Annotated in this window: 28 protein-coding genes; 12 read left to right on the forward strand and 16 right to left on the reverse strand. The window is 54.9% G+C overall.

Features of this window, described 5'->3' with window-relative positions:
• Positions 1-9 precede the first annotated feature (9 nt).
• Both rpoZ and gmk read right to left on the reverse strand, forming a co-directional pair.
• Positions 10-285 (reverse strand): DNA-directed RNA polymerase subunit omega, encoded by a 276-nt coding sequence (gene rpoZ / locus GXP72_RS00575; RefSeq protein WP_000135058.1) that lies wholly within the window; start codon positions 283-285, stop codon positions 10-12.
• A gap of 54 nt (positions 286-339) precedes the next feature.
• Entirely contained in the window at positions 340-963 is a 624-nt protein-coding gene (gmk, locus tag GXP72_RS00580; protein WP_008502674.1) for a guanylate kinase, read from the reverse strand.
• Positions 964-1,214: 251 nt separating this feature from the next.
• Between gmk and ligB the strand changes: the two genes are divergently transcribed.
• Positions 1,215-2,885: an NAD-dependent DNA ligase LigB gene (gene ligB, locus GXP72_RS00585; protein WP_208763386.1), complete on the forward strand. Its 1,671-nt coding sequence runs from the start codon at positions 1,215-1,217 to the stop codon at positions 2,883-2,885.
• A 2-nt stretch (positions 2,886-2,887) separates the two neighbouring features.
• On the opposite strand, the gene GXP72_RS00590 is transcribed toward ligB, so the two are convergent.
• A complete protein-coding gene (locus tag GXP72_RS00590) occupies positions 2,888-3,505 on the reverse strand; it encodes a trimeric intracellular cation channel family protein (RefSeq protein WP_023334014.1) in 618 nt (205 codons plus the stop codon).
• A gap of 204 nt (positions 3,506-3,709) precedes the next feature.
• Entirely contained in the window at positions 3,710-4,573 is an 864-nt protein-coding gene (locus GXP72_RS00595) for a YicC/YloC family endoribonuclease (RefSeq protein WP_032650708.1), read from the reverse strand.
• Between the two features lie 125 nt (positions 4,574-4,698).
• On the opposite strand from GXP72_RS00595, the gene rph reads away from it, so the two are divergent.
• Both rph and pyrE read left to right on the forward strand, forming a co-directional pair.
• On the forward strand, positions 4,699-5,415 hold the full coding sequence (gene rph / locus GXP72_RS00600) for a ribonuclease PH (protein WP_024906632.1): 717 nt from the start codon (positions 4,699-4,701) through the stop codon (positions 5,413-5,415).
• Between the two features lie 67 nt (positions 5,416-5,482).
• Positions 5,483-6,124: an orotate phosphoribosyltransferase gene (gene pyrE / locus GXP72_RS00605; protein WP_048992803.1), complete on the forward strand. Its 642-nt coding sequence runs from the start codon at positions 5,483-5,485 to the stop codon at positions 6,122-6,124.
• An 83-nt stretch (positions 6,125-6,207) separates the two neighbouring features.
• On the opposite strand, the gene slmA is transcribed toward pyrE, so the two are convergent.
• The 3 genes from slmA to coaBC all read right to left on the reverse strand — a co-directional run bounded on the left by slmA (position 6,208) and on the right by coaBC (position 8,572).
• Entirely contained in the window at positions 6,208-6,804 is a 597-nt protein-coding gene (gene slmA / locus GXP72_RS00610) for a nucleoid occlusion factor SlmA (RefSeq protein ID WP_024906630.1), read from the reverse strand.
• 120 nt (positions 6,805-6,924) lie between these two features.
• Positions 6,925-7,383 carry a dUTP diphosphatase gene (dut, locus tag GXP72_RS00615; protein WP_008502691.1) on the reverse strand — a complete coding sequence of 153 codons (459 nt, stop codon included), beginning with the start codon at positions 7,381-7,383 and terminating at the stop codon, positions 6,925-6,927.
• Positions 7,361-8,572: a bifunctional phosphopantothenoylcysteine decarboxylase/phosphopantothenate--cysteine ligase CoaBC gene (coaBC, locus tag GXP72_RS00620; protein WP_024906629.1), complete on the reverse strand. Its 1,212-nt coding sequence runs from the start codon at positions 8,570-8,572 to the stop codon at positions 7,361-7,363. Before coaBC ends, dut begins: the two co-directional genes overlap by 23 nt.
• A gap of 172 nt (positions 8,573-8,744) precedes the next feature.
• Here coaBC and radC point away from each other — a divergent pair, with 172 nt between their 5' ends.
• The 4 genes from radC to mutM all read left to right on the forward strand — a co-directional run bounded on the left by radC (position 8,745) and on the right by mutM (position 10,940).
• Complete coding sequence (gene radC, locus GXP72_RS00625) at positions 8,745-9,413, forward strand: DNA repair protein RadC (RefSeq protein WP_048992806.1); 669 nt, start codon at positions 8,745-8,747, stop codon at positions 9,411-9,413.
• A 218-nt stretch (positions 9,414-9,631) separates the two neighbouring features.
• Positions 9,632-9,868: a 50S ribosomal protein L28 gene (gene rpmB, locus GXP72_RS00630; RefSeq protein ID WP_002436699.1), complete on the forward strand. Its 237-nt coding sequence runs from the start codon at positions 9,632-9,634 to the stop codon at positions 9,866-9,868.
• A gap of 22 nt (positions 9,869-9,890) precedes the next feature.
• The gene (gene rpmG, locus GXP72_RS00635) at positions 9,891-10,058 is read left to right on the forward strand and encodes a 50S ribosomal protein L33 (RefSeq protein ID WP_003024094.1); all 168 of its coding nucleotides are present in this window, start codon (positions 9,891-9,893) and stop codon (positions 10,056-10,058) included.
• Positions 10,059-10,130: 72 nt separating this feature from the next.
• The gene (gene mutM, locus GXP72_RS00640) at positions 10,131-10,940 is read left to right on the forward strand and encodes a bifunctional DNA-formamidopyrimidine glycosylase/DNA-(apurinic or apyrimidinic site) lyase (protein ID WP_032643723.1); all 810 of its coding nucleotides are present in this window, start codon (positions 10,131-10,133) and stop codon (positions 10,938-10,940) included.
• 2 nt (positions 10,941-10,942) lie between these two features.
• Here mutM and coaD read toward each other — a convergent pair whose 3' ends face one another.
• The 4 genes from coaD to GXP72_RS00660 all read right to left on the reverse strand — a co-directional run bounded on the left by coaD (position 10,943) and on the right by GXP72_RS00660 (position 14,520).
• Complete coding sequence (coaD, locus tag GXP72_RS00645; protein ID WP_008502695.1) at positions 10,943-11,422, reverse strand: pantetheine-phosphate adenylyltransferase; 480 nt, start codon at positions 11,420-11,422, stop codon at positions 10,943-10,945.
• Between the two features lie 3 nt (positions 11,423-11,425).
• Positions 11,426-12,196 (reverse strand): glycosyltransferase family 2 protein, encoded by a 771-nt coding sequence (locus GXP72_RS00650; protein ID WP_208763387.1) that lies wholly within the window; start codon positions 12,194-12,196, stop codon positions 11,426-11,428.
• Positions 12,196-13,470: a lipid IV(A) 3-deoxy-D-manno-octulosonic acid transferase gene (gene waaA, locus GXP72_RS00655; protein ID WP_024906625.1), complete on the reverse strand. Its 1,275-nt coding sequence runs from the start codon at positions 13,468-13,470 to the stop codon at positions 12,196-12,198. The genes GXP72_RS00650 and waaA overlap by 1 nt, the downstream gene beginning before the upstream one ends.
• Before the next feature lie 66 nt (positions 13,471-13,536).
• Positions 13,537-14,520, reverse strand: a complete 984-nt coding sequence (locus GXP72_RS00660) for a glycosyltransferase (RefSeq protein ID WP_208763388.1) — start codon at positions 14,518-14,520, stop codon at positions 13,537-13,539.
• 157 nt (positions 14,521-14,677) lie between these two features.
• Between GXP72_RS00660 and GXP72_RS00665 the strand changes: the two genes are divergently transcribed.
• A complete protein-coding gene (locus GXP72_RS00665; RefSeq protein ID WP_208763389.1) occupies positions 14,678-15,781 on the forward strand; it encodes a glycosyltransferase family 4 protein in 1,104 nt (367 codons plus the stop codon).
• Here GXP72_RS00665 and GXP72_RS00670 read toward each other — a convergent pair.
• The 5 genes from GXP72_RS00670 to rfaD are packed head-to-tail and all read right to left on the reverse strand — an operon-like array spanning position 15,760 to position 20,933.
• Positions 15,760-16,869 carry a glycosyltransferase family 4 protein gene (locus GXP72_RS00670; protein WP_090420366.1) on the reverse strand — a complete coding sequence of 370 codons (1,110 nt, stop codon included), beginning with the start codon at positions 16,867-16,869 and terminating at the stop codon, positions 15,760-15,762. The two genes, GXP72_RS00665 and GXP72_RS00670, sit on opposite strands and share 22 nt — an antisense overlap.
• Entirely contained in the window at positions 16,866-17,969 is a 1,104-nt protein-coding gene (gene rfaQ / locus GXP72_RS00675; protein ID WP_157188424.1) for a putative lipopolysaccharide heptosyltransferase III, read from the reverse strand. The genes GXP72_RS00670 and rfaQ overlap by 4 nt, the downstream gene beginning before the upstream one ends.
• On the reverse strand, positions 17,962-18,948 hold the full coding sequence (rfaC, locus tag GXP72_RS00680) for a lipopolysaccharide heptosyltransferase RfaC (RefSeq protein WP_157188425.1): 987 nt from the start codon (positions 18,946-18,948) through the stop codon (positions 17,962-17,964). The genes rfaQ and rfaC overlap by 8 nt, the downstream gene beginning before the upstream one ends.
• Before the next feature lie 3 nt (positions 18,949-18,951).
• The gene (rfaF, locus tag GXP72_RS00685) at positions 18,952-19,998 is read right to left on the reverse strand and encodes an ADP-heptose--LPS heptosyltransferase RfaF (protein WP_090420369.1); all 1,047 of its coding nucleotides are present in this window, start codon (positions 19,996-19,998) and stop codon (positions 18,952-18,954) included.
• A 2-nt stretch (positions 19,999-20,000) separates the two neighbouring features.
• The gene (gene rfaD, locus GXP72_RS00690; RefSeq protein ID WP_024906618.1) at positions 20,001-20,933 is read right to left on the reverse strand and encodes an ADP-glyceromanno-heptose 6-epimerase; all 933 of its coding nucleotides are present in this window, start codon (positions 20,931-20,933) and stop codon (positions 20,001-20,003) included.
• A gap of 215 nt (positions 20,934-21,148) precedes the next feature.
• On the opposite strand from rfaD, the gene kbl reads away from it, so the two are divergent.
• From kbl to GXP72_RS00710, 4 genes are all read left to right on the forward strand, one after another.
• The gene (gene kbl / locus GXP72_RS00695; protein WP_024906617.1) at positions 21,149-22,345 is read left to right on the forward strand and encodes a glycine C-acetyltransferase; all 1,197 of its coding nucleotides are present in this window, start codon (positions 21,149-21,151) and stop codon (positions 22,343-22,345) included.
• A gap of 9 nt (positions 22,346-22,354) precedes the next feature.
• Positions 22,355-23,380 (forward strand): L-threonine 3-dehydrogenase, encoded by a 1,026-nt coding sequence (gene tdh / locus GXP72_RS00700; RefSeq protein ID WP_024906616.1) that lies wholly within the window; start codon positions 22,355-22,357, stop codon positions 23,378-23,380.
• 176 nt (positions 23,381-23,556) lie between these two features.
• On the forward strand, positions 23,557-25,137 hold the full coding sequence (locus tag GXP72_RS00705) for a phosphoethanolamine transferase (RefSeq protein ID WP_024906615.1): 1,581 nt from the start codon (positions 23,557-23,559) through the stop codon (positions 25,135-25,137).
• 66 nt (positions 25,138-25,203) lie between these two features.
• Complete coding sequence (locus GXP72_RS00710) at positions 25,204-26,463, forward strand: O-antigen ligase family protein (RefSeq protein ID WP_348273148.1); 1,260 nt, start codon at positions 25,204-25,206, stop codon at positions 26,461-26,463.
• Positions 26,464-26,531: the final 68 nt, after the last annotated feature.

The following is a 26,531-nucleotide window of genomic DNA, read 5'->3' on the forward strand; positions in this document are numbered from 1 at the left end:
CAGGTTTAATTAACGACGACCTTCAGCAATAGCGGTTACGGCCTGCAGTTCTGCGGCTTCCTGCTCTTGCTGCTCCTGGCGCTCACGCACGTCGAGGATCTGGTTGTTGATCAGACCTTCTTCGATTTCGCGAAGTGCAATAACGGTGGTTTTATCGTTTTCTTCCGGTACCAGCGGATCTTTACCGCCTACCTGCATCTGACGAGCGCGACGCGCGGCGACCAGCACCAGGTCAAAACGGTTACCAATTTTCTCTACAGCGTCCTGAACAGTTACGCGTGCCATACTTAAAATGCTCCACAGGTGAAGAAATGACTGGGCATGATACTGAAAGTGGGTTCAGTCTGCCAACAGTTTGGTGATTAATGCGTCATGTCGCTGCTTCTGGCGGCTCATACGCAGACGTTCTGCACGAAGAATGGTTTTGAGATCGCTCAGTGCGGCATCAAAATCATCATTCACAATAAGGTAATCATATTCCGCGTAATGGCTCATTTCTGCAACAGCCTGTTCCATACGCTTTGCGATCACTTCTTCGCTGTCCTGACCGCGGCCACGCAGACGGCGATCCAGCTCATCTTTCGATGGCGGTAAAATAAAGATACTGCGCGAGTCAGGCATTTTCTTGCGAATTTGCTGTGCGCCCTGCCAGTCGATATCCAGGAACACATTCACGCCCGTGGCCAGAACCTGCTCAATGGTTTCACGCGAAGTACCGTAGTAATTACCAAATACTTCAGCGTGTTCAAGAAACGCGTCTCTGCCGATCATCGCTCTGAATTCGTCGTGATCCACAAAGAAATAGTGTTCACCGTGCACTTCACCCGGACGCGGCTGGCGCGTGGTGTGAGAAACAGAAACCTGTGTGTCGTACAACGGTTGGGTTTTTAACAGTGCCTGAATAAGGCTGGATTTACCCGCGCCACTAGGGGCAGAAACAATATAAAGCGTGCCTTGAGCCATGAGAGTCTTTTGTATGTGTTAACGAAGAAGTCCTACATACGGGCTTATTATACACGTCACCGCCGTGTGACGTAGCCTTTGTCACACTTTTTCCCCTCGATTATTGAATTTTGCGTGCCGTTTTCAGGTTTTATCTGTGGTTTTCAGCAACCAAAAGAAATACTGGATAGCGTCTCGCAATGCGAAACGTTGCCGTTAGCGTTGTTTCAGGCATCCGGGTATACCTCCTGCAACGCAAAGGAGGGGTAGCGATGTGGCGATGGATAAGCGGGTTAATGCTGTTGTGGTGCGGTTATGGCGCGGCGATGTGTCCGGTGTGGTCGCAGGCAAAAGCAGAGAAAGAGATGGCGTCGTTAAGCGCGCAAATCAAACGCTGGGATGAGGCTTACTGGAAGCAGGGCGTGAGCGAGATCAACGACGAGGTTTACGACCAGCTTCACGGGCGTTTAACGCAGTGGCAGCGCTGTTTTGGCAGTGAGCCTTCAGAAGAGAAACTCCCCGCGCTGACGGGGAGCGTAAAACATCCTGTTGCCCACACGGGCGTGCATAAGGTGGCCAGCAAAGAGGAACTGAGACAGTGGATGCGTGCGCGGCAACATCTGTGGCTGCAGCCGAAAGTTGACGGTGTGGCGGTGACGCTGGTCTATCGTGACGGGAAGTTAACCCAGGCCATCAGTCGTGGTGATGGCCTGAAAGGGGAAGACTGGACCGGGAAGGTGCGTTTAGTCCCGTCTGTTCCGCAAAAGCTCACCGGCAAGCTGGCGAACAGCGTCTTACAGGGCGAACTCTTCTGGTTGCGCGACAACCACATTCAGCAGCAGATGGGCGGAATGAACGCTCGTGCAAAGGTGGCGGGGGCGATGATGCGGCAAAAGGATAACTCGCTATTGAGCAAGATCGGCGTATTCATCTGGGCCTGGCCGGACGGACCGAAAGATATGCAGACCTCTTTAGCTGAACTGTCTCAGGCTGGTTTTACGCTGTCGGCACGGTATACGCTTCCCGCCGAATCTGTTGATGGCGTCGAGAAACAGCGCGCGGCCTGGCACGTGACCGCATTACCCTTTGCCACGGATGGCATTGTGGTGCGTTCGGAGGATGAACCTGCTGGCGAAGATTGGTTACCGGGAGAAGGCAACTGGGTCGTTGCGTGGAAATATGCGCCTACAGCCCAGGTTGCTGAGGTGAGTAATATTCATTTTTCCGTGGGGCGAACGGGCAAAATTTCCGTTGTAGCCGCGCTGGAACCCGTGCAACTGGATGATAAACAGGTGCAGCGGGTGAGCCTGGGCTCGGTTGGGCGCTGGCAGAGACTGGATATTGCCCCGGGGGATCAGATACAGATCAGCCTGGCCGGGCAGGGTATCCCCCGGTTTGATAAAGTGCTCTGGCGCGGGACGGACAGACATAAACCAGAGCCTCCGGCCTCGCGTTATCATTCGCTTAGCTGTTTCTACGCTTCCCCGGAGTGTATGGAGCAGTTCTTTGCCCGGCTGACCTGGCTCAGTTCAAAGCAGGTGCTTGATATTGAAGGATTAGGCGAGTCAGGCTGGCGTACCCTCTGGCAGGCGCATCATTTTGAACATCTCTTTTCATGGCTGTTATTAACTCAGGCGCAGCTGCAGTCTACACCGGGGTTTTCCTCAGCACGCGGGCTGGCGCTCTGGCACCGATTTAATCTGGTGCGCGAGAAGCCGTTTATCCGCTGGCTCATGGCATTGGGTGTGCCAATGACGCAGGCTTCGCTGAAGGCGATGGGAGACGTATCGTGGGAGAAGATGAACGGGCGCAACGCAAAGGACTGGCAGGCCCTGCCGGGAACGGGAGAGGAAAAAGCGCGACAAATCGTTAACTGGATGCTCGCGCCTCAGATTGATGTGCTGGCGAAATGGCTCGCTGAACAGCACATCAACGGGTTCTGAAACTAGTGTGCGCTGTGTTTGTAATGAAAAACGGGCAGCCCGAGCTTCAGGCGCAGCGCCAGCATGCGGGCCGTAAAGCCAAACAGTAGCGTCGAGATGACCACCACATCATGGTTAGAAACGTAATGCTGCAGGGCGATATAAAGCACCGCTGCCGCAAAGGAGATGCCGGCATACAGTTCTTTTTGAAAGACCAGAGGAATGCGCTTGCAGAACATATCGCGCAGCACACCGCCGAATACGCCCGTGACCACGGCGGCAATGGTAGCGATAACCGGTCCTTCCCCCATATCGAGCGCGATTTGCGCACCGATGATCGAAAAGACGATCAGCCCCAGCGCATCAAGCACCAGGAACAGGCGGCGAAGATGGGGCATAACGGGCGCCACGATGGTGGTTAACACGGCAGCAGTCGCCACAATAATCACGTATTCAGGGTGTTTAACCCAGCCGAGCGGGTAATGGCCAAGCAGGATATCGCGCACGGAACCACCGCCAAGCGCGGTCGCGGTAGCAATAATGATTACGCCGAAGGTGTCCATACGGCGACGTCCGGCGGCAAGCGCGCCGGTCATGGCTTCTGCGGTGATGCCAATGAGATAAAGGATGTGAAGCAGCATAGACCCTCCGGTGTGAACGCGGGGAGGTTAGCGATTTGTGCGCAAGATCACGATTGAGATTTTCTAAGGCGAGTCAGGTTGCCCTAAAAAATTTTATTAATTTATCTTGAGCAGGCTTGATGATAGGCGGTAAAACGTAAAAACGGATGTTGATATGGATTAGAAATAATAATGGGTGGTGCCGTCGACACCACCCGAAAGGCATTACTCGATGTTCTGAATCTGCTCGCGCATCTGCTCAATCAGCACTTTCAACTCAATCGCTGAATTCGTCACGTCAGCATTGATCGACTTAGACGCCAGGGTGTTCGACTCACGGTTGAACTCCTGCATCATAAAGTCCAGACGGCGGCCCACCGCTTCCTTCTTCTTCAGAATGTTGTAGGTCTCTTTAACGTGCGCTTCCAGACGGTCCAGCTCTTCAGCGACATCGATACGTTGCGCCATCAGCACTAGCTCTTGTTCCAGACGGGTGTTTTCCAGCTGAACTTCCGCTTCTTCCAGTTTGGCGACAAGGCGTTCGCGCTGCCACTGCAGCACTTCCGGCATATGGGCGCGGACTTTCGCCACTTCGGTGCTCACACCTTCAAGACGCTGCTCAATCATCGCTTTCAGCGCCTGACCTTCGGTTTCGCGGGCAACGATAAAGTCGTCCAGCGTGCCGTCGAGGGCTGCCAGGATTTCAGCGGCAATGGCATCCAGATCCTGCTCTCCAGCTGCCATGACGCCAGGCCAGCGCAGAATATCAACCGGGTTGATTTCACCTTCATCGCTCTGCATTTTGACCCAGTTCGCCGCATTCACGAGCTGTTTCGCCAGTTTTTCGTTGAGGATCAGCTCGCCCTGTGCGCTGGCATCAGGCTCAAAGCGCAGGTTACATTCCACTTTACCGCGCGTCAGACGCGTACGAATACGCTCGCGTACAACAGGCTCAAGGCTGCGGAACTGCTCCGGCATACGGAAATACGTTTCCAGGTAACGCTGGTTTACCGAGCGCATTTCCCATGTGGCGCTACCCCAGCTACCCTTGATTTCACGCCGGGCGTAGGCGGTCATACTGCGGATCATAGACATTCCCGTTTTTAAAGGAGAGATGGGGGGATTATAGCTTTCGGGGGCTTCTCAGGATAGGAATAAGCGTCCTTTATCCGTATAATGCGCAGCCACATTCGTTTCAAGCCGGAGAATCCATCATGCGTCCATCAGGTCGTAGCGCCAACCAGGTGCGTCCCGTCATCCTGACCCGTAACTATACAAAACACGCTGAAGGCTCCGTGCTGGTTGAGTTTGGTGACACTAAAGTGCTGTGCACTGCCTCCATCGAAGAAGGTGTTCCGCGCTTCCTGAAAGGTCAGGGTCAGGGCTGGATCACCGCAGAATACGGCATGCTGCCGCGTGCGACCCATACCCGTAATGCCCGTGAAGCGGCAAAGGGGAAGCAGGGCGGTCGTACCATGGAGATTCAGCGTCTAATCGCGCGCGCGCTTCGCGCCGCCGTTGACCTGAAAATCCTCGGCGAATTCACCATCACTCTCGATTGCGACGTAATTCAGGCAGACGGCGGTACGCGTACCGCATCCATTACCGGTGCCTGCGTGGCGCTGGCGGACGCTCTGAACAAGCTGGTTGCGGCCGGCAAGCTGAAAACCAACCCAATGAAAGGCATGGTTGCGGCGGTTTCAGTCGGTATCGTTAACGGCGAAGCGCTTTGCGATCTGGAATACGTTGAAGATTCCGCAGCCGAAACCGACATGAACGTGGTGATGACCGAAGACGGTCGCATCATTGAAGTACAGGGTACGGCGGAAGGCGAGCCGTTCACTCACGAAGAGCTTCTCTCTCTGCTGGCGTTGGCCCGAGGGGGAATCGAATCTATTGTAACGACGCAGAAAGCGGCGTTAGAAAATTGATTTTAAAGGCGACCAATGAGTCGCCTTTTTTTTGCCTATAAGACAGAAAAACCAAAGGAGCAAATCCATGAAATCGTATCAGCGCCAGTTTATTGAGTTTGCGCTCAACAAGCAGGTACTCAAGTTTGGCGAATTTACGCTGAAATCCGGGCGTAAGAGTCCCTATTTCTTCAACGCCGGGCTGTTTAATACCGGGCGCGATCTGGCATTGTTAGGCCGTTTCTATGCCGAAGCGCTGGTGGATTCCGGGATTGATTTTGACCTGCTGTTTGGCCCGGCCTATAAAGGTATTCCGATTGCGACCACCACCGCGGTGGCGCTGGCTGAACACCATGACCGCGATGTGCCATACTGCTTTAACCGCAAAGAGGCTAAAACCCACGGTGAAGGCGGGAATCTGGTCGGCAGCGCGCTGCAGGGCCGCGTGATGCTGGTGGACGACGTGATCACCGCCGGTACGGCGATCCGCGAATCGATGGAGATTATTCAGGCCAACGGTGCGACGCTTGCTGGCGTGCTGATTTCTCTTGATCGTCAGGAGCGTGGTCGCGGGGAAATTTCCGCTATTCAGGAAGTCGAGCGCGATTACAGTTGCAAAGTGACGTCGATTATCACTCTGAAAGACCTGATTGCGTATCTGGAAGAGAAGCCTGAGATGGCGGACCATCTGGCAGCGGTACGTGCGTACCGGGAAGCGTTCGGGGTGTAGTTAAATTGCCCGGTGGCGCTACGCTTAACGGGCCTGCGCATTTCGTAGGCCCGATAAGGCGAAGCCGCCACCCGGCAACGGTGTTACTGCAACTGAGCAGCCACTAACGGCCAGCGGGCGTCAAAATCGTCCGTTGGACAGTATTTGAACTCGCTGCGCACAAAGCGAGAGAGCATCCCTTCACAAAACGCCAGAATCTGGCTTGCCAGCAGCGTTTCATCAATGCTGTAACCTTCGCCTTCGCGCATTTTCTTTTCGCGCAGTACCTGGCGCAGCTGAGCTTCAATGCGTTCGAAAAGCTGGTTAATGCGGCCCTGTAGTCTGTCCTGCTCAAACATCAGCGCGTGGCCGGTGAGGATACGAGTTAAGCCCGGATTGCGTTCACCGAAGCCCAGGATTAACAGCACAATCAGACGCAGACGCGCGGTGGTGTCTTTTTCGTCTTTCAGAATCAGGTTGATGCGCGTGATCAGGCTGTCTTCAATAAACTCGATCAGGCTGTCGAACATCCGGGTCTTGCTCGGAAAATGACGGTACAGCGCCGCCTCAGACACGCCCACAGAGGCGGCCAGTTTAGCGGTGGTGATGCGTTGACTGCCATCGCTGGATTCAAGCATCAGAGCCAGAGATTGAAGTATTTCTTCGCGACGATTCCTTTTCGCGGTTTGTTTTTCTGCCATGTTACAAAATACCCCTGAAAATAAGCACTTGCCAGGCTGGCATCCACACAGCGACCGCAAACGGGCGTTTGCGGTTTGTTATTGCATTATGACGCTGTGAGATACGTGTCTGTCGGGCCGTTATTTGCGCCCGGAATGGCCGAAGCCGCCTTCGCCGCGGTCGGTGGCGTCAAAGTCTGCCACCAGGTTAAATTCTGCCTGTACCACCGGTACAAAGACCATCTGTGCGATACGCTCACCCGGTTCAATGGTGAAGCTGTCCTGACCACGGTTCCAGACGGAGACCATCAGCTGACCCTGGTAGTCGGAGTCGATCAGGCCGACCAGGTTCCCCAGCACAACGCCGTGCTTATGGCCCAGACCAGAACGCGGCAGGATCACCGCCGCCAGCGACGGGTCAGCAATGTGAATGGCCAGGCCAGTTGGAACCAGGGTAGTGGCACCCGGAGCCAGTTCTACGGCGTCATCGAGACAGGCGCGCAGGTCAAGACCGGCAGAGCCGGAGGTGGCATAGGTTGGCAGCGGGAATTGCTCGCCAACACGCGGGTCCAGAATCTTAACGTCGATTTTTTTCATCATAACGGGTAACGATCTCGTCGAGTAATTGTTGGCCCAGGAGTTCCTTGCGCTCAAGCGGTAAGACTTTATCTCCATCCTGCCAGAAAAGGTGCAGTGCGTTGCTGTCGCTGTTAAATCCTTGTGTGGCCAGCGATACGTCGTTCGCGCAAATCAAATCGAGGTTTTTGCGGGTACGTTTTTGCCGGGCATATTCTTCCACATTATTCGTTTCTGCGGCAAACCCAACAACGTATGGACGGTGGCTTTTTAGTGCGGCGACACCGGCAACAATGTCCGGGTTTTTTACCATTTTTAGTGTTAATTCATCGCCTTGCTTTTTAATTTTAGCCTCGGCGATCGTCTCGGCACGATAGTCTGCGACGGCCGCACAGCCGATAAAAATCTGCTGGCTTTGCGCATGAGCCTGTACGGCGGCTTCCATCTCCAGCGCGGTAGTAACGTCAATTCGCTTCACAAACGCAGGGGTAGGCAGTGAGACCGGGCCGCTCACCAGCGTGACGTTCGCGCCACGCTTCGCAGCGGCGGCGGCAATCGCAAAGCCCATTTTACCGGAGCTGTGGTTGGTGATGTAGCGCACCGGATCCAGCGGCTCGCGCGTGGGGCCCGCGGTAATCATGATGTTGAGATGTTGCAGATCGTTGACAGGCGAAAAATGGGCTGCGGCCATATCAACAATCGTCAGCGGGTCAAGCATGCGACCCGGGCCAACATCGCCGCAGGCCTGGCTGCCGCTGTCCGGACCCCAGATAAGCAGGCCGCGTGAGGCCAGCGTCTCCAGATTGTGCTGGGTGGCCGCGTTACGGTACATCTGCTGGTTCATGGCAGGAACGACGGCAACAGGGGCAGGCGTGGCCAGACAAATGGTAGAGACCAGATCGTTTGCCATACCGGCCGCCACCCGGGCGATTAAATCAGCCGTGGCGGGGGCAAGGATAACCAGGTCAGCCCATTTACCCAGCTCAATATGGCCCATCGCGGCTTCGGCGGCCGGATCGAGCAGGCTGTCAGATACCGGGTATCCTGAAACGGCCTGCAGGCTCAGGGGAGTGATAAAGGCTTTACCGCCTTCGGTTATCGCGACCCGCACATCTGCCCCGCGCTCGCGCAGACGACGCACCAGCTCCGGCGCTTTGTAGGCAGCAATGCCGCCGCTCACGCCAAGAACGATTTTTTTACCGGCCAGGCTCATCATGATTCTTTCCTGTTGGGTTTCACCAGAGAGGAGGCATTTTATCACAATCCCCAAAGCGGGGTGATTTTGTCCTTCGACCACTTTGCGAGGCGCTACGCAAGAACGCAACGTGGCCGTCGAGCGCCGGATTGGCGTGTGGCAGCATGCGGTTAAAAAAGGGAGAAAGAGCATGGAAGAAGAGGATGAGCAGCTGCTGCCGCGTGAAAAACTGCTGCGCTACGACGTCACCTTGTTAAAAGATGACGAACTGCTGGCGCTCTTTTTACGTACCGGAACGCCCGGCAAAACGGTATTTACGCTGGCAAAAGAGCTGATAGCACGTTTCGGTTCGCTGTACAGTTTACTGACCGCCGATCTGGCGCAGTTTACGCACGTTGAGGGGATCGGCGTGGCGAAATATGCCCAGCTGCGGGCCATTGCCGAACTTGCCCGTCGTTTTTACAATGTCCGCATGGAGAAGGACGATCCGATCCTGACGCCCGCGATGACGCGCGAATTCCTGCAAAGCCAGTTAACCGATATTGAACGCGAGATCTTTATGGTGATCTTTGTTGATAACAGAAATCGGGTGCTGAAACATAGCTGTCTCTTTGCGGGCACGTTGAGCCACGTTGAGGTGCATCCGCGTGAAATTGTGCGGGAAGCGATAAAAGTGAATGCAGCGGGCGTGATCCTCGCGCATAATCACCCCTCTGGCTGTGCAGAACCGAGCAGAGCGGACAAAGAAATCACCGAACGCATTATCAAATGCTGTCAATTCATGGACATTCGTGTGCTGGACCATCTGATAATTGGCCGCGGTGAGTACATTTCTTTCGCAGAACATGGCTGGATTTAGGCTATTTCTCGCGATCCATCGGGATCTTTGTCTGTTCGGGACTTGAGCACACCGCCGAGTCAGCGTATACTACGCCACCTTTGAGAATCTCGGGTTTGGCATTTGGGCCTGGCAATCGAGAGTTCACTTAGAACTATGCGATGACCGGGCTGTAAAGCCTGACGAGGCGCCGATACCCCATACGAAGCTCGAGCTAATTTGATTTTTGGAGAATAGACATGTCCCGAGTCTGCCAAGTTACTGGCAAGCGTCCGGTGACCGGTAACAACCGTTCCCACGCACTGAACGCGACTAAACGCCGTTTCCTGCCGAACCTGCACTCTCACCGTTTCTGGGTTGAGAGCGAGAAGCGTTTTGTCACCCTGCGCGTATCTGCTAAAGGTATGCGTGTAATCGATAAGAAAGGCATCGATACAGTTCTGTCTGAACTGCGTGCCCGTGGCGAAAAGTACTAAGTACTTAAAGAGGAAATAAATCATGGCTAAAGGTATTCGCGAGAAAATCAAGCTGGTTTCTTCTGCTGGTACAGGTCACTTCTACACCACCACGAAGAACAAACGTACTAAGCCGGAAAAACTGGAACTGAAAAAGTTCGATCCAGTTGTACGCCAGCACGTACTGTACAAAGAAGCTAAAATCAAATAATTTTAGTCTCCTTGTATCGAAAAACCCCGCAACTGCGGGGTTTTTTGCATTCTGTATCTCAACGGAGGAACCATGCCTGAATTACCTGAGGTAGAAACCAGCCGTCGCGGCATTGAGCCCCATCTGGTCGGCGCGACGATTCTTCACGCGGTGGTCCGCAACGGACGTCTGCGCTGGCCGGTGTCCGATGAGATCCATGCCCTGAGCGATCAACCCGTCCTTAGCGTGCAGCGTCGCGCGAAATATCTGCTGCTGGAGCTGCCCGACGGCTGGATTATTATCCACCTGGGGATGTCCGGGAGCCTGCGCATCCTTACCGAAGAACTGCCTGCTGAAAAGCACGACCACGTCGATCTGGTGATGAGCAACGGCAAAGTGCTCCGTTACACCGACCCACGGCGCTTTGGCGCGTGGCTGTGGACGAAGGAGCTGGAAGGACATAACGTGCTGGCGCATCTGGGCCCGGAGCCGCTTTCAGACGCGTTTAACGCGGAATATCTTAAGGCGAAGTGCGCGAAGAAGAAAAGCCCGATTAAGCCCTGGCTAATGGATAACAAGCTGGTGGTCGGCGTGGGGAATATTTATGCCAGCGAATCGCTGTTTGCCGCCGGGATCCATCCCGATCGGCTGGCCTCTTCGCTGTCGGCGCAGGAGTGTGAGCTGCTGGTCCGGGTGATTAAAGCCGTATTACTTCGCTCGATTGAGCAGGGCGGGACAACGCTGAAGGACTTCCTGCAAAGTGACGGTAAGCCGGGCTATTTTGCCCAGGAGCTTCAGGTGTATGGCCGTAAGGGCGAACCGTGCAGAGTCTGCGGCACGCCAGTTATTGCCACGAAGCACGCCCAGCGCGCCACGTTCTACTGCCGTCAGTGCCAGAAATAGGGCTACTTTAGCTTTTCCATCAACGCCTGGTGGACGTTAACCGGCAGGAAATGGGTAACGTCCCCGTGATGACGCGCCACCTCTTTTACCAGCGTGGACGAGATAAACGACCACTCTTTGGAGGGCATCAGGAACACGCTCTCCAGCTCCGGCATCAGGTGGCGGTTCATGTGCGCCAGCTGCATCTCATACTCGAAGTCTGCCACCGCGCGTAAACCACGGATCAGAATGTTTGCCTGCTGAGCGCGGGCGAAGTTAGCCATCAGGTCGCTAAACCCGACCACCTCAACGTTCGGCAGGTGCGAAATGGCATCGGTGGCGAGCTGCACACGCTCGTGGAGGTCAAACATCGGTTTTTTGCTGGGGCTGGCGGCAATGGCCAGGATCACCTTGTCGAACATGCACGCTGCACGGGTGATAATATCGAGATGACCGTTGGTGATCGGATCGAAGGTACCCGGATAAATCGCTTTTGTGCTCATGGCTCACGTTTTCTCTGAGTAGCCGCGGCAGAGCGCCCACAGCTCGGTGTATTTGTTGAAAGTATACTGGGCATTCACTACCGCGAGTAACCAGCCCTGCTTACCGTCCAGTACGCCGCCGCGCAGCAGCAGCGTTTTCAGGAACGCGCCCAGCGTGTGGGTAAAGATACCCGTCAGCGAGGCCTTCTTGCCGCGCTGGTGACGCTCCTGCGCCCATGCGGTGGCATAGTTGAGCTGTTTACGCTGGAAGCTGGCGAAATCGCGGCAGGTCAGGTGCAACAGGTCGCCCGTCAGGGGGATCACCTGGGCGTTATCGCAGCTCAGGGATTCATGCACCAGATTATCGTTGTACTGATACCGCTCGCGCTCGTAGAGGCGCATCACGCGGTCAGGATACCAGCCGCTGTGGCGCATAAAACGGCCAAGGAAGTAGTTGCGGCGGGCAATGCTGTATACGGCGCCAGGCTGGGGCGAGGAAAGTACCGCCTGAATGGCCTGCTGAAGTTCTGGCGTAATGCGCTCGTCAGTATCGAGCATCAGGACATACTCACCGGTGGCATACCCCTGCGCGCGCTGGCGCTGGATGCCATAGCCTTGCCAGTCAGCGTCGACAAAGATTTTTGCTCCCGCTGCCCGGGCAACGTCCACCGTGTTGTCCGTACTTCCGGAGTCAAGAATGACTATCTCGTCAGCCCAGGCAACGGAGGCCAGGCAGTCCGGAAGCAGGTCGGCGGCGTTTTTGGCGATCATCACGACCGACAGACGCGTTGACATTAGTGGCTCCGCTGGGGCAGGTAAGGTTGCAGAAGTTGCAGCAGACGGGTCAGAGCACCCTGGTTCTGGTGCAGCACTTCGACCGCATGGCGCCCGTACCACAGGCGATAATCTTCGTCAGTCAGAAGGGTCGATACCTCTTTGACTACTGAATCTGCATCGGTCACGGTAATCAAACCATCGGCCTGCTGTAATTTCGCGCAGATATCTTTGAAGTTAAACGTGTGCGGCCCCATCAGCACCGGAATGGCGTGGGCTGCTGGCTCCAGCGGGTTATGTCCGCCACGCTCGACCAGGCTGCCACCGACAAACGCGAGGTCAGCAATGCCGTACAAAAGCATCAGCTCGCCCATCGTATCGCCAATCACCACCTGGGTGCTGCCGGAAGGGATCTCACCGCTGCTGCGCAACGTGAAGCTGAAACCGCCTTTCTGCACCATTTCACGGGCATCTTTGAAACGCTCCGGATGGCGGGGCACGAGGATCAGCAGTAAATCAGGGAAGCTTTCCAGCAGCTTGCGGTGAGCCTGCAGGATGATCTCTTCTTCACCGTCATGGGTACTGGTCGCAATCCAGACCTGACGACGCGGGGCCCACTGGCGACGCAGCGTGATCGCACGGGCAGCGAGCTCAGGGGTAACAGAAATATCGAACTTCAGGCTGCCCGTCACCGCGAGCTGGTTGCGTTTGAGGCCCAGAGAGACAAAGCGTGCCGCATCTTCTTCATTCTGCGCGGCGATCAGCGTGATCTTGCTCAGCAGGCGGCGCATAAATTTACCCAGCTTGCCGTAGCCTTTCGCCGAGCGCTCTGACAGGCGCGCGTTGGCAATCACCAGCGGAATTTTACGGGCATGCAGGGCGGAAATCATGTTCGGCCACAGTTCGGTTTCCATCACAATCACCAGCTTCGGGCGCACGGTGTTGAGGAAACGATTCATGGCGCAGGGCAGATCGTAAGGGAGATAGACGTGATGGACGTCTTTGCCAAAAGCGGATAACGCGCGCTCCGAGCCGGTTGGCGTCATCGTCGTGACGGTAATTGGCAGCGACGGGTAGCGGTGACGCAGGGCGCGAACCAGCGGGATTGCCGCCAGTGTTTCACCGACAGAAACGGAATGCAGCAAAATACCGTCCGGAGCGACTTTATTGCGGCAGAAGCCATAGCGTTCAGCCCAGCGTTTACGATACGCAGGCGCTTTACGGCTACGAAGCAACAGCCTCAGCCACACCAGTGGCTGAATGATGTAGAGCAGAGCGGTATACAACAATTCCAAGCGATTATCCGTTTTTTTAGTTTCGGCGGGCAAATTCTAAGCATTTAAGCCAGGTAAAGCTATCTCTTATGCCAGATACCGTTTCAAACGGAAATAACGGCGACCCAGCCGCCAGTGCTGGCGCAGTCCACGGGCATTTTTCCAGATGAGTGCCCAGATACCGCGGTCGAACAGTTCACGGATGATTTCGCGTTTTTTGCTGAGATCGCCGATGTTGTTAATAGCGTGCAGAATGCCCAGCCCCTCTTTTGCAATTTGCCACCTGCAGGCCGGCACCCGGCGCACGGCCTCCGGGTAGCGCTGGTTGATAACATCCAGCATTTCCAGGATTTTCATGTAGTGACGGGCGTTACGCATACGCGTGTCATCCGTTCCTGGCGTGTGCGAGACGGAGGCGGAATGAATCAGGTAGTCGTAGAACGTTTCGTCAGTGTACTGCACGCGTTTTGCAGTAAGCAGCACTTCAGTGGTCCACGGGATATCCTGATGACGCAGACCATGCTCAAAGGTGAAACCCTGCTCTTTAATAAATGCGTGGCGATAAATATTCAGCCAGGTAACGTGCAGGAATTTACGCGACGCCAGCGCGTGCTGTAGCCACGTTGGGCCATCCAGCACGTCTGTAGATTGCAGTTTGTCGGACGGGAAGATTTTCTTCGACGGCCTGCCGTCATCGTAGATATACGTGCCGTTGCAGGTAGCCACATCGAGATTGTTATTTTTGGCCATTTCAAGCAGTCGCGGATACATGCCCGGATAAATGACATCGTCGATATCCGGGAACGCGACGTACTCGCCTGTCGCTTGCGCCAGACCCGTATTACGGGCCGCCGAGACGCCCTGGTTCGCCTGGTCAATGACCTTGTAGAACGGGAATTCTCCGGCGTACTGCGCAATGATGGCCGAGGAGTTGTCGCTTGACCCGTCGTTCACAACGACCAGTTCCAGACTGTCCAGATGTTGAGCTTTGATACTGTCGAAAAATGCGCTGAGGAATTTTTCACCGTTATAGACGGCGACTACAAGGCTCAATAAAGGTGTGTCGGACATGCTTTCTCCGTTGTGTTCAGGGCAGGCCACCCAATATGGTGATACCATTCGTGCTGTATTATATCTGGTGGATACTAAAAACATATGCCTGGAGGGACAAAGATCCTGCCAGGCGGCAAATTAGCGTCACGCGGACGAGATTCTTAACAGGAAATGTATGCATATTGTTCACACTGAAGCAGACGGTGGCAAAGGCGGACAGCCTCTGCGCATTATCAACGAATCGCTTGGGATGATTCAGCGTGGCCATCAGGTTACTCTCCTTTGTCCGGAAACCGCGCCGCTGCATGCGCTGGCGCGCAATGCCGGATTGACGGTTGTCACGATGCCGTTGAAGCGCAAGAACCTTAAAAATCTGCGGTTGCTGCGTCGCTGGCTGAAGGATAACCGTCAGTCGATTGACGTTATCAACAGTCACAACTCTGCCGATACATGGCTGGTGGCGCTGGCGAATCTGACGCTCGCCAACCCTGTGCCGCTGGTCCGCACCCGTCATGCGTCAGGCGTACCGCGCAACAACTGGACGACCCGCTGGCTGTTCCGCACGGCCTGTGCGCATATCGTGACCACGGGGGAGGCGTTGCGTCATCAGGTGGCAAATATTGGCGTGCCGATGTCCCAGAGTACCTCGGTGCCAAGCGGTGTCGATACGCAGCGTTTTCACCCGAGAGATAAGCACGAAGCCCGCGCGCATTGTGGCCTGTCCGGAGACGATTTCTGGCTGGGTGTGGTGTCGCATTTGCGCCCGAACAAAGGCCATAGCGTACTGTTGCGCGCCCTGGCGAAAATCGACAATCCACACATCAAGCTGGCGATTGTCGGCGAAGGCCCGCACAAGGCGACGCTGGAACAGGAAATCGCCGCGCTGGGATTACAGCAGCGCGTGATCATGGCGGGACATCAACCCGATCCGGAACGCTGGTTTCCGGCCTTTGATATTGCGCTGAGTCCTTCGCACGATATGGAAGGTGTTCCGCAGGGCGTACTGCAATCATTAGCCACTCGTATTGCAACTATTGCGACGGACGCCGGTGGAACGGGAGATGCGGTGATTAACGGGCAGACGGGCATTTTAATCGCGCAGCGCGACGAAAACGCACTGCACGATGCCATAATGAAACTCTATGACGACTCAGCCCTTCGCGAGACGCTCGCGCAACAGGGGTATGACTATCTGAGTACACATTTTACCCGCGAATGTATGCTGGACGCGATGGAGAAGGTCTTCTCCGATGCGGCTCAGCGCAGCAGATCGCGATAAAGTGCCTGCAGCTCTTTCGCCATTCTGTCCAGGGTGAAGGGCTCTGCAGTTGCACGCGCAGCAGCGGAGTAATCGACACCCTGTTCACGGCCTTTCAGCCATTGAGATATGGCCTGCTGGTAGCCTTCGCTATCCAGCGCATCACGCACCCAGCCGTTTTTACCCTCGTTTATCCACTCCGCCGCACCGCAGCCGTGGCTGGTAAGCAGCGGCAGACCGCAGGCCAGCGCTTCCACGCAGACGTTCGGGAAGGGATCGTAAAGCGTCGGCAGGATCAGAGCATCAGCCGTCCCATAGACTTCGCGCACGTTGGCAACGGGTCCCAGGAACTTCACGCGTGAGGAAACCCCCAGAGCCTGTGCCAGTTTTTCAAACTTCCGCGCATGTTTATCGCGTCCGGCAATTAGCAGCCAGACGTCAGAATGCGGCACAATGGCGCGTAGCGCGGTGGCGACACCTTTACGGCTGAAACCTGACCCAACATACGCCAGTACCGGTGCGTTACGGGGAATGCCCAGTGCATCACGCTGCGAAAGGGCGCGGACCTCAGGGCTAAACTGAACGGTGTCTACGCCGTTGTAGATCACCGTCAGCTTGTCTTCCGACAGCCCGAAGCGACGGGCAATATCATCGCGCACCATCTTCGAATTACAGATCACCTTGCGCAGCTGCGGATGGGTAAACATCTGCGTCTCAGCCTGCAGAATGTAGCGGTGATAGCGGCTCAGAGATTGCGCCCAGCGCGCCAGTGGCGAGAGGATGCGGCCATATTGCTCAAGCCAGGCGGCGTGAACCCCGTCCCCGGCCCGGAAAATGGTCGCTCCCGGTATGCGCTCGTGACTTTGCACAATATCAAACTGCGCAAAATGCGAAGCGGCTTCGGTGGCAAAGCCGGATTCACGGGCGATACGGTTACGGAACGGCGGATTGACCGTCAGCGTTTTCCAGCCGGTGGCGTCTTCCCACTGGCGGGCAATCAGCGTCACGTCCAGGGACGTGTCCTGCGACAGCACGTTAAGCGCGCGCGAGACGAAACGCTCTGCACCACCGTTGGGGTTGTAGGTTTGTCGGACTATCGCCAGCTTCATGCAGGATTTTCCAGGAGCATCGTGTCGATGGCGCTCAGCACCTGCTGTGGGGTGATGGCTGTGATGCAGTCTGAGACACCGCTGTCTCCGCAGCCCGCTTTACCGCACGGCTGGCAGGTAAACCCGGCAACGATTACGCGATAGTTCACCCCCCACGGTGCCCACTTGATGGCGCCGGTAGGGCCAAAGATGGCGACGGTCGGGGTACCGACGGCGCTTGCAAGGTGCATCGGCATGGAGTCCACACCGAAATAGACCCGCGCGTGCTTCATGAGCGCGCCCAGTTCTTTCAGGTTCAACTGACCGCTCAAATCAAAGACCGGCTGGGTGAGCGCAGCGCGCAGCTCGTCCATGTAGGCCTTCTCTTCTTTTGACGGTGCGGCGGAAAGGATAATTGGCAAGCCGCGCGCCGCCAGGTTATCAATGGTCGCTGCCAGCTTTTTGATATCCCAGGCCTTAAACATCCAGCGCGAGGTCGGGTGAACCAGGATATAGGATTTACTCGTGAGCCCAAACCCGGCTAGTTTTTCGGCAACAGAGGCTTCTGCCGCGTCACCAGGCACAAAAAGCGTATGCTTGTCTTCGTCGGACTGGGGATGAATACCGATCCGGCGCAGGGCATCCAGATTGACTTCCACCATATGGCGGCTGTTGTCCTGAATCGCCGGGTAGAGCGTGGTGAACGACTTCACCCAGCGACGACGTGCCAGGCCCCCGCGTTTATCCGGCTTAAAGCCGACGGAGACGCGCGGCTTCAGGCGACGCGCCAGACGCGCGCCGTGCCAGTGTTCGGTCAGGTTAATGAGCACGTCGTACTGACGGTCTTTCAGGGTATTCAGCAGGGCGCGGTAGAGGCGGAATTGTTCAAACCACCCCTTTTTGCGCCAGTTGCGCCCAATAGTATGGACCTGGTCGATATGCGGGTGGCTGGTCAGCATCGCCTGCGTGTCGTCATAGACCAGCGCGTCGACCTCCACGTTCGGCCAGTTCTTTTTCAGCACGGTAAAAACCGGCGAGGTAAGCAGAACGTCACCGTGGTGACGCAGCTTAATAATCAGCACGCGCTTTGGCGGGCGCTCCGCTGAGAAAAAATCAGACATAGGCTCTCTCTGCTGCCAGCAAAGGCTCTAATTGCGCAAATACCGCAGCGGCGCTGAGATCGCTCAACTGCGATGAGTGTTCCGGGCGGCAGATATACTGATTTTTTCCATAGCCGCCGATCAGGCCCGGGTCCGTTGGGCCGTAAAGCGTGATGTTAGGACGGTCCAGCGCCGCCGTCAGGTGGCTGAGGCCCGTATCCACGGAGACCACAGCCGTAGCGCCTGCCAGCGCCTGAGCGACGCCGTCAAGTTTCATGCGTGGCAGAACGTCCACGTAATCAAACCCTTCTGCCAGACGTTTGGCCCGTGCCTCTTCGTGCGGTGCGCCCCACGGGAGTTTAATACGCAGCCCCGCGCTTGCCAGCAGGCCGATCAGTTCGCGCCAGTACGCTTCCGGCCAGTGCTTGTCATCGCGGGTTGTCGCGTGAAGGAAAATCAAATAAGGGTCGCTTTTCTGCGATGAGGCGTGCAGGAAATGCCGGGAAATTGCATAGTCGCCCTGGGTTTCCGGTTTCGCATAGCCCAGGCTTTTGGCAAACAGCTCGCGGGTACGTTCGACGGCATGCTGTTGCTTTGCGATGTGATGACGACGGTTATAAAACAGGCTCGCCAGCGGTTCGCGGGTGCTGTGCCAGTCCATCCCGTGCTTTACGCCGTGTGCCAGACGCGTTACCAGCGCGGCGCTTTTTACCAGCCCCTGGGCGTCGATGATGGCGTCGTAACGCTGTGCCTGCACCGCCTCACGGAAGGCTTTGCGTTCGGCTTTAATCGGCGCGGAGAACCACGCTTTGCGCCAGCGGCGAATCGCCACCGGGATCACGCGGTCAACCGCTTCATGCCAGGTGGGGATCTGCGCGAAGCCTTCCTCCACCACCCAGTCAAAACGAATGCCGGGAATGGCCCGCATGGCGTCCGTCAGTGACGGCAGCGTATGCAGAACATCGCCCATCGAAGAAGTTTTAACGATCAGTACCCGCATTCGTTATCCTTCTTCGCTCAACAGCAGCTCGTTAAGCTCTTCGAGAACGCGCGCTGGCGTAATGTCGATCAGGCTCTGATGGTAGCCTTCTGCGGCATCGCCTTTGCGCACTTTGTGGTAGCCGGTGATCAGGCGGATGACGCGCGCTTTATGAGAAAGCGGGGGCGTGAAGTCCGGGCTACTTGGGCCATACAGCGCCACCAGTGGGCGGTTGAGCGCAGCGGCGACGTGCATCAGGCCAGAGTCGTTAGTGACCACCGCTTTACAGGCGGCAATCAGGATAACAGCCTGTTCAAGCTGCGTTTCTCCTGCCAGATTGCGGCACCAGGCCTGCTGCTCGTTGCTCAGCGTGGCGAGAATTTCGTTGCCAGCCTCGTGATCTTTTGCCGAACCGAACAGGACAATCTGGTAGCCTTCGTCAATCAGCTGTTTCGCCAGCTCCGCATAGTGATAGTGCGGCCAGCGTTTTGCCGGGCCGAACTCGGCGCCTGGGCAGAAGCCAATCATCGGGCGTTCAGACGAAAGACCAAACGTGCTGCAGGTCTGGGATTTTTCACCGTCGTTAACCTGAAGCTGTGGCCAGAGCAGCGGCTGCGGCAGATCTTTCGCGCTGCGCATCACGCCTTTGTCATAGGCCAGCGCCACATAGCGCTCCACCATCAGCGGCCAGGCTTCTTTATCCAGCACCCGCGCATCGTTCAGCAGACCGTAGCGCATTTCACCGCGCCAGCCGGTGCGATGTGGGATGCCCGCAAAGAAGGGCACCAGGGCGGATTTAAAGGAGTTTGGCAGGACATACGCGCGATCGTAGCGCTTCTCGCGCAGGCTATGACCGAGCTTGCGGCGTTCGCCGATTTCCAGCGCCCCGTGGCCGAGTGGCATCGGGATGGCTTCATTCACTTCCGGCATACGCGATAACAGCGGACGGCACCATGCGGGTGCCATCACGTCGATTATCGCCTGGGGATAACGCGCCTTGAGCGTGCGATAGAGACTTTGCGACATCATCATGTCGCCCACCCATGACGGGCCGATCACCAGAATTCTCATACTTACGCGTCGCGGTTCAGCCAGGCCATATATTCCGTTACTCCTTCGGCAACGGTCTTGAACGGCTTGTCGTAGCCTGCGGCGCGCAGGTTGGTCAGATCGGCCTGCGTGAACGCCTGATAACGGCCTTTCAGTTTTTCCGGGAACGGAATGTACTCGATGCTGCCTTTTTTGTGATACGCCAGCGTGGCGTCAGCCACTGCCTGGAAGGATTCCGCACGGCCGGTACCGAGGTTGAAGATGCCGGACACGCCGTTTTCCCAGAACCACAGGTTTACGGCCGCCACGTCGCCCACGTAAACGAAGTCGCGCTTAAAGCCGTCGCTGCCTTCGAACAGTTTAGGGCTTTCTCCGTTATTCAACTGGGTGTTCAGGTGGAACGCCACGCTTGCCATGCTGCCTTTGTGGCCTTCACGCGGTCCATAGACGTTGAAGTAACGGAAACCAACGATCTGTGAGTTCGCTTCTGGCAGAACCTGACGCACGTACTCGTCGAACAGGAATTTAGAATAACCGTAGACGTTCAGCGGCTGCTCATATTCGCGGGATTCGATGAAGTCCGAGGTGCGGCCGCCGTAGGTTGCCGCGGAGGAGGCGTACAGGAACGGAATCTCACGCTCCAGGCAGTAGTGCAGGATCTCTTTAGAGTACTGATAGTTGTTGTCCATCATGTACTTACCATCCCACTCGGTGGTGGAAGAACACGCACCTTCGTGGAAGATGGCTTCGATCTCGCCGAACTCTTCGCCTGCCATAATCTGGATAAGGAAGTCTTCTTTATCCATGTAGTCAGCGATGTTCAGATCCACCAGGTTGACGAACTTAGTGCCATCTTTCAGGTTGTCAACCACCAGGATGTCGGTGATGCCTTTGTCATTGAGAGCCTTAACAATATTACTGCCGATAAAGCCTGCGCCGCCGGTAACGATGATCATAACTGTAACCTTTGAAGTGTGGAGCCCGGGGACAATCCCGGACGCTAATGTCTCTATCATATCATTAGTATGGCTGCCCTTCAGCCATTCACCTTCACAGCGCAGGGGTACGCGTGATTTATGCTGCAAAAACGATAAGAGATGACGTGTCATCTCGTCATGAACTATAGGTTTGGGTAATATGTCCCGAAATTTGCCGAGTCTGGAGAATTGCAATGCGTGGTGATTTTTACAAACAGTTAAACAGCGACCTCGACACCGCACGTGCGGAAGGGTTGTTCAAGGAAGAGCGTATTATCACGTCTGCCCAGCAGGCGGACATCACCGTTGCCGACGGCAGCCATGTGATTAACTTTTGTGCGAACAACTACTTAGGTCTTGCGAATCATCCTGAGCTGATTGCCGCTGCAAAAAACGGCATGGACACCCACGGTTTCGGCATGGCCTCCGTACGCTTTATCTGCGGTACCCAGGACAGCCACAAGCAGCTTGAGCAAAAGCTGGCGAGCTTCCTCGGAATGGAAGACGCGATTCTGTACTCCTCCTGCTTCGACGCCAACGGCGGTCTGTTTGAGACCCTGCTCGGCGCAGAAGATGCGATTATCTCCGACGCCCTGAACCACGCCTCCATCATCGACGGCGTACGCCTGTGTAAAGCGAAGCGTTTCCGCTACGCCAACAACGACATGGTTGAACTGGAAGCGCGCCTGAAAGAGGCTCGTGAAGCGGGTGCTCGCCACGTACTGATCGCCACCGACGGCGTGTTCTCCATGGACGGTGTGATCGCTAACCTGAAGGGCGTGTGCGACCTGGCAGACAAATACGACGCGCTGGTGATGGTCGATGACTCTCACGCGGTGGGCTTTGTCGGCGAAAACGGCCGGGGCTCCCACGAATACTGCGACGTCATGGGCCGCGTGGACATCATCACCGGTACGCTGGGCAAAGCGCTTGGCGGCGCATCCGGCGGCTATACCGCCGCGCGCAAAGAGGTGGTTGAGTGGCTGCGTCAGCGCTCTCGCCCGTATCTGTTCTCCAACTCCCTGGCGCCGGCGATTGTTGCCGCCTCCATCAAAGTGCTGGAGATGGTGGAGTCTGGCGCTGAGCTGCGCGACCGTCTGTGGTCCAACGCCCGTCTGTTCCGTGAAAAAATGAGCGCCGCAGGTTTCACCCTGGCCGGTGCTGACCACGCGATCATTCCGGTGATGCTGGGCGATGCGGTCGTCGCGCAGCAATTTGCCCGCGAACTGCAGAAAGAAGGTATTTACGTCACCGGGTTCTTCTTCCCGGTGGTGCCAAAAGGTCAGGCGCGTATCCGCACCCAGATGTCTGCGGCGCATACGCCTGAACAAATTGAACGTGCGGTGGAAGCCTTTACCCGCATCGGCAAACAGCTGGGCGTCATTGCCTGAGGACGTGTGATGAAAGCGTTATCCAAACTGAAAGCGGAAGAAGGGATTTGGATGACCGACGTGCCGGAACCGGAAGTCGGTCATAACGATCTGCTGATCAAAATTCGTAAAACGGCTATCTGCGGTACTGACGTTCACATCTACAACTGGGACCAGTGGTCGCAGAAAACCATTCCGGTACCGATGGTTGTCGGTCACGAATATGTCGGCGAAGTGGTGGGCATCGGCCAGGAAGTAAAAGGTTTTAAAATTGGCGACCGCGTCTCCGGTGAAGGCCATATTACCTGTGGTCACTGCCGTAACTGCCGCGGCGGACGTACGCACCTGTGCCGTAATACCATCGGCGTGGGCGTGAACCGTCCGGGCTGCTTCGCGGAATACCTGGTGATCCCGGCCTTTAACGCCTTCAAAATCCCGGACAATATTTCTGACGATCTGGCCTCCATCTTCGATCCGTTCGGCAACGCGGTACACACCGCGCTCTCCTTCGACCTGGTCGGTGAAGACGTGCTGGTCTCCGGCGCGGGCCCAATCGGCATTATGGCGGCAGCCGTGGCGAAGCACGTGGGTGCGCGCAACGTTGTGATCACCGACGTGAACGAATACCGTCTGTCTCTGGCGCGCAAAATGGGGGTCACCCGCGCGGTGGATGTCTCGAAAGAGAGCCTGACCGACGTGATGGAAGAGCTGGGCATGACCGAAGGCTTTGACGTGGGCCTGGAGATGTCCGGTGCACCGCCGGCGTTCCGCACCATGCTCGACACCATGAACCACGGCGGTCGTATCGCGATGCTGGGCATTCCGCCGTCGGATATGTCTATCGACTGGAACAAAGTGATCTTCAAGGGGCTGTTCATCAAGGGCATCTATGGCCGCGAGATGTTTGAGACCTGGTACAAGATGGCGGCATTAATTCAGTCCGGTCTGGATCTGTCCCCGATTATTACTCACCGTTTCTCCATCGATGAGTTCCAGCAGGGCTTTGACGCGATGCGTTCCGGCCAGTCAGGGAAGGTGATCCTGAGCTGGGAGTAACCTGTCTGCTGGCATCGCTTTTACGGGTGCCAGCACTCTTTCTTAGCGGTTTGACTTTCCAGAAGTTACTTGTTAACTTCTGGCGAAATTTCATCCATTCTGTCTTCTCCGCACGTTCATTCTTGCAATCAAAATGATTTCGTCAGGAAAGATATTGCCAGGCTAATCAGGTCATTATGTCCACACTGTTTTCACAGAAGTTGGTTGAGACACCTTCGCGATTTACCGCTTTCTTTACTGTCGTTATTTCTCTGCTAATAGTCATTGGCGTTAATATTATACATGCTAAATATAATGCGGTGATTAACCGCACGTTGGTTTTCGCGCTGATATTGCTGACATTAAAATGTATAAACAATAAATTAATCAGGAATGTACTGGCGATTATTTTATTAATTCCGGTTGCAGCAGATATTACTTTACAGCTATACGCCTGGAGTAATTTCAATTCTGCGTTTAGTTATGGTTTTGCGCTGAGCGTACTCAATACGACACCGGGTGAAGCAAGTTCGATGCTCGGTTTGTACTGGCGCGATTGCCTGATCTTTATCGCCCTGTCCGCGTTGTTCATTTATACCGCGAATACCGGCAAATGGCCTGTCGCGCCGCGTTTTCGTCGCTGGCCCGCCGTTGCGCTTGCCGTCACGCTGCTGGCTTTTTATGGTCAGGCCTTGCAGCATCAACTCAGGAAAAGCAGCGTCGAAAGCCTGGCACAGCGCGTGGTTCAGGCGACGCCTGTTAGCACATCAAAAGTCTTTATGCAGGCCATTGAAGATAATGCCGTGGTGGCCAATATCGGCAAAAATATTCCTGATTATAAAATCACGTTATCCGATACCGGCATCGAAAACTATGTGCTGATCATTGGTGAGTCTGAGCGTACGGCAAATATGAGTATCTATGGTTATCAACGAGATACTACTCCAGAGCTGGAAAAGCAAAAATCGCAGCTCTTACTGTTCCGCAATGCCGTTACGCCTGCACCGGTCACGATTATGGCGGTACCGCTGGCGTTAACCGCGGATACTGTGAATGCACGCGATCCGCGTAAGTATGGCGATAACGTCATCAATATCGCTAATAAAGCGGGATATGATACGTACTGGTTTAGTCGTCAGGGTAAAGGAGGGGCGCATAATAACGTCATTACCGGCATTGCTCTGAACACGAAACAGCATGAATGGATTGACGGGGGCTACGACGAAGACCTTTTGCCGCTGTTGCAGAATGCGCTTAAAGCGCCGGGCAAGAAATTAATTGTTCTGCATTTGTACGGAAGTCACGAACCTTCCTGTCGACGCTTCCCTGCCAGCCAGGCGGTTTTGCACGGTGATAATGAAGCCGATGACTGTTATGACAACTCTGTGCGATATACGGATACGTTGATGGGCAAGGTCTTTAGCCTTCTGGAAAACTCGCGCTCATCCGTCATGTATTTCTCCGATCATGGCCTCATTCGCGATCCGAAGCGTGCAGTCGCTTACTCCCACGGTAACGTTAATCCTCCGCGAGAGGCGCTGCATATCCCGGTGTTTATCTGGTACGGACATCAGGTGGATTCTGGTAAGCAATATACCGGAGATTACAATACCGTATGGTCAGCTGATGATATTAATACGCTGGCAGAGCTGTGGCTTGGGATCCATCGCCAGGGGGAGCCTGTCCAGTCGGTACAGTCCTGGCTTACCGGTTACAATAAGAACGTTTCCGTGCTGGACACGACCGGGAAGTCCTATGACTGGCGTAATATTCGTTAACACTGGTGCGATAAACTTGCATTTAGCAGTGTGCTAGCCTGCTTTGCCTTCTTAGTAAATGGAATAATGATGATTAATGTAGAACGAGATAAGGTCCAGTTTGCGTTGTTGCAATTACTCTTTGGACTGTGTGCTATCGCTTTTGGTTGCGTAGTTGTTTCACCCAATTTATCTGCCAAAATTTTGGGCCTGGCGGGTGTTACCGCATTCGTTATTTTCTTGTTGGATATTAAAAATTTCAGAAAGAATGATGCATTCTGGCTTTGTCTGGTCCTGTTGATCATCGGGATTTGCGATCTGGTCTGGTACCGAATGTATAAGGTTGATAGTGCGGCGATCAACTCATATCGCGCTTATCTTGAAGTCGGGAAAATCTGCCTGTTCGGAGCATTTTCCATCTTCGTGTTTGTGAACCGTAATCAGCTCAAAGTAGGTAGCAATAAGATTCATATGCTGCTGGCTATCGCATTGCAGGTGATGATTATTGTCTACGCCGGGTACCAACACCTGTTTCTTGAAAACCAAAGGGTAACGCTCTCCCTTGCTGGTGGAGCTGATGCAACAGGAGCTGCCTATACCATTGCGTTTATCTCGTTCTATACGATTCTGGTGCTACAACACAGTTCAAGTCGATGGAAAGAGCTGTTTATACTCGCGCACTTCTTTATTACCTTCCTGGTACTGGTGGCGACAGAAACGCGGGCAGCTATTTTGACCTATCCGATTATTTTCTTCGGCTTGATGGTGTTTAAGCTGTACCGGGACAAGCATATTCCGTGGAAGGGGGTGTCTGTTTTTCTGATCGCTTTGCTGGCAGGCGCATTTATGATGAAAGACAGTCTGACACAGCGTTATAATGACTTTAATAATGACATCGCTTCCTATGATAAAGCGAACAGTGCCACTTCTGTTGGGGCTCGTTTTGCTATGTGGAAGGTGGGATTAGCTGCATCTAAAAATAGTTATTTATGGCAGTCTACTGATGAGCGAAACGCAAAGATAATTGATGAAGTTAATAAAGATCCAAGCCTGTCAGGTGCACTGGATCACATTCGTGGTCATCTTCATAATGAAATCGTTGAAACGCTTTCTGTAAAAGGTCCTTCAGGCGTTATTCTCTATATTCTGTTTGTTATATCGCTTGGCTGGTATGCATTACGTATCCGTAAAAGTATTATTCTTTTCGCTTTCCTGGTCTCGATTGTTATGTTCGGAGTAGGTGGCGTGATGTTCTATTCAAAAACAACCCCTGTAGCCTGGATGCTGACGTTGATAATGTCGATTGTTTTCCTTGAACAGAACAAACACCATAAGGTCATTAAGTAATCGTTTTGATTCTCCATCGGGAAAAAGGTATTCTCCCGATGGAGAAATACCTTTTACCAGACGAGCAT

Origin of the sequence: Enterobacter sp. SES19 (assembly GCF_011765665.1) — a bacterium.
GTDB lineage: Bacteria > Pseudomonadota > Gammaproteobacteria > Enterobacterales > Enterobacteriaceae > Enterobacter > Enterobacter pseudoroggenkampii.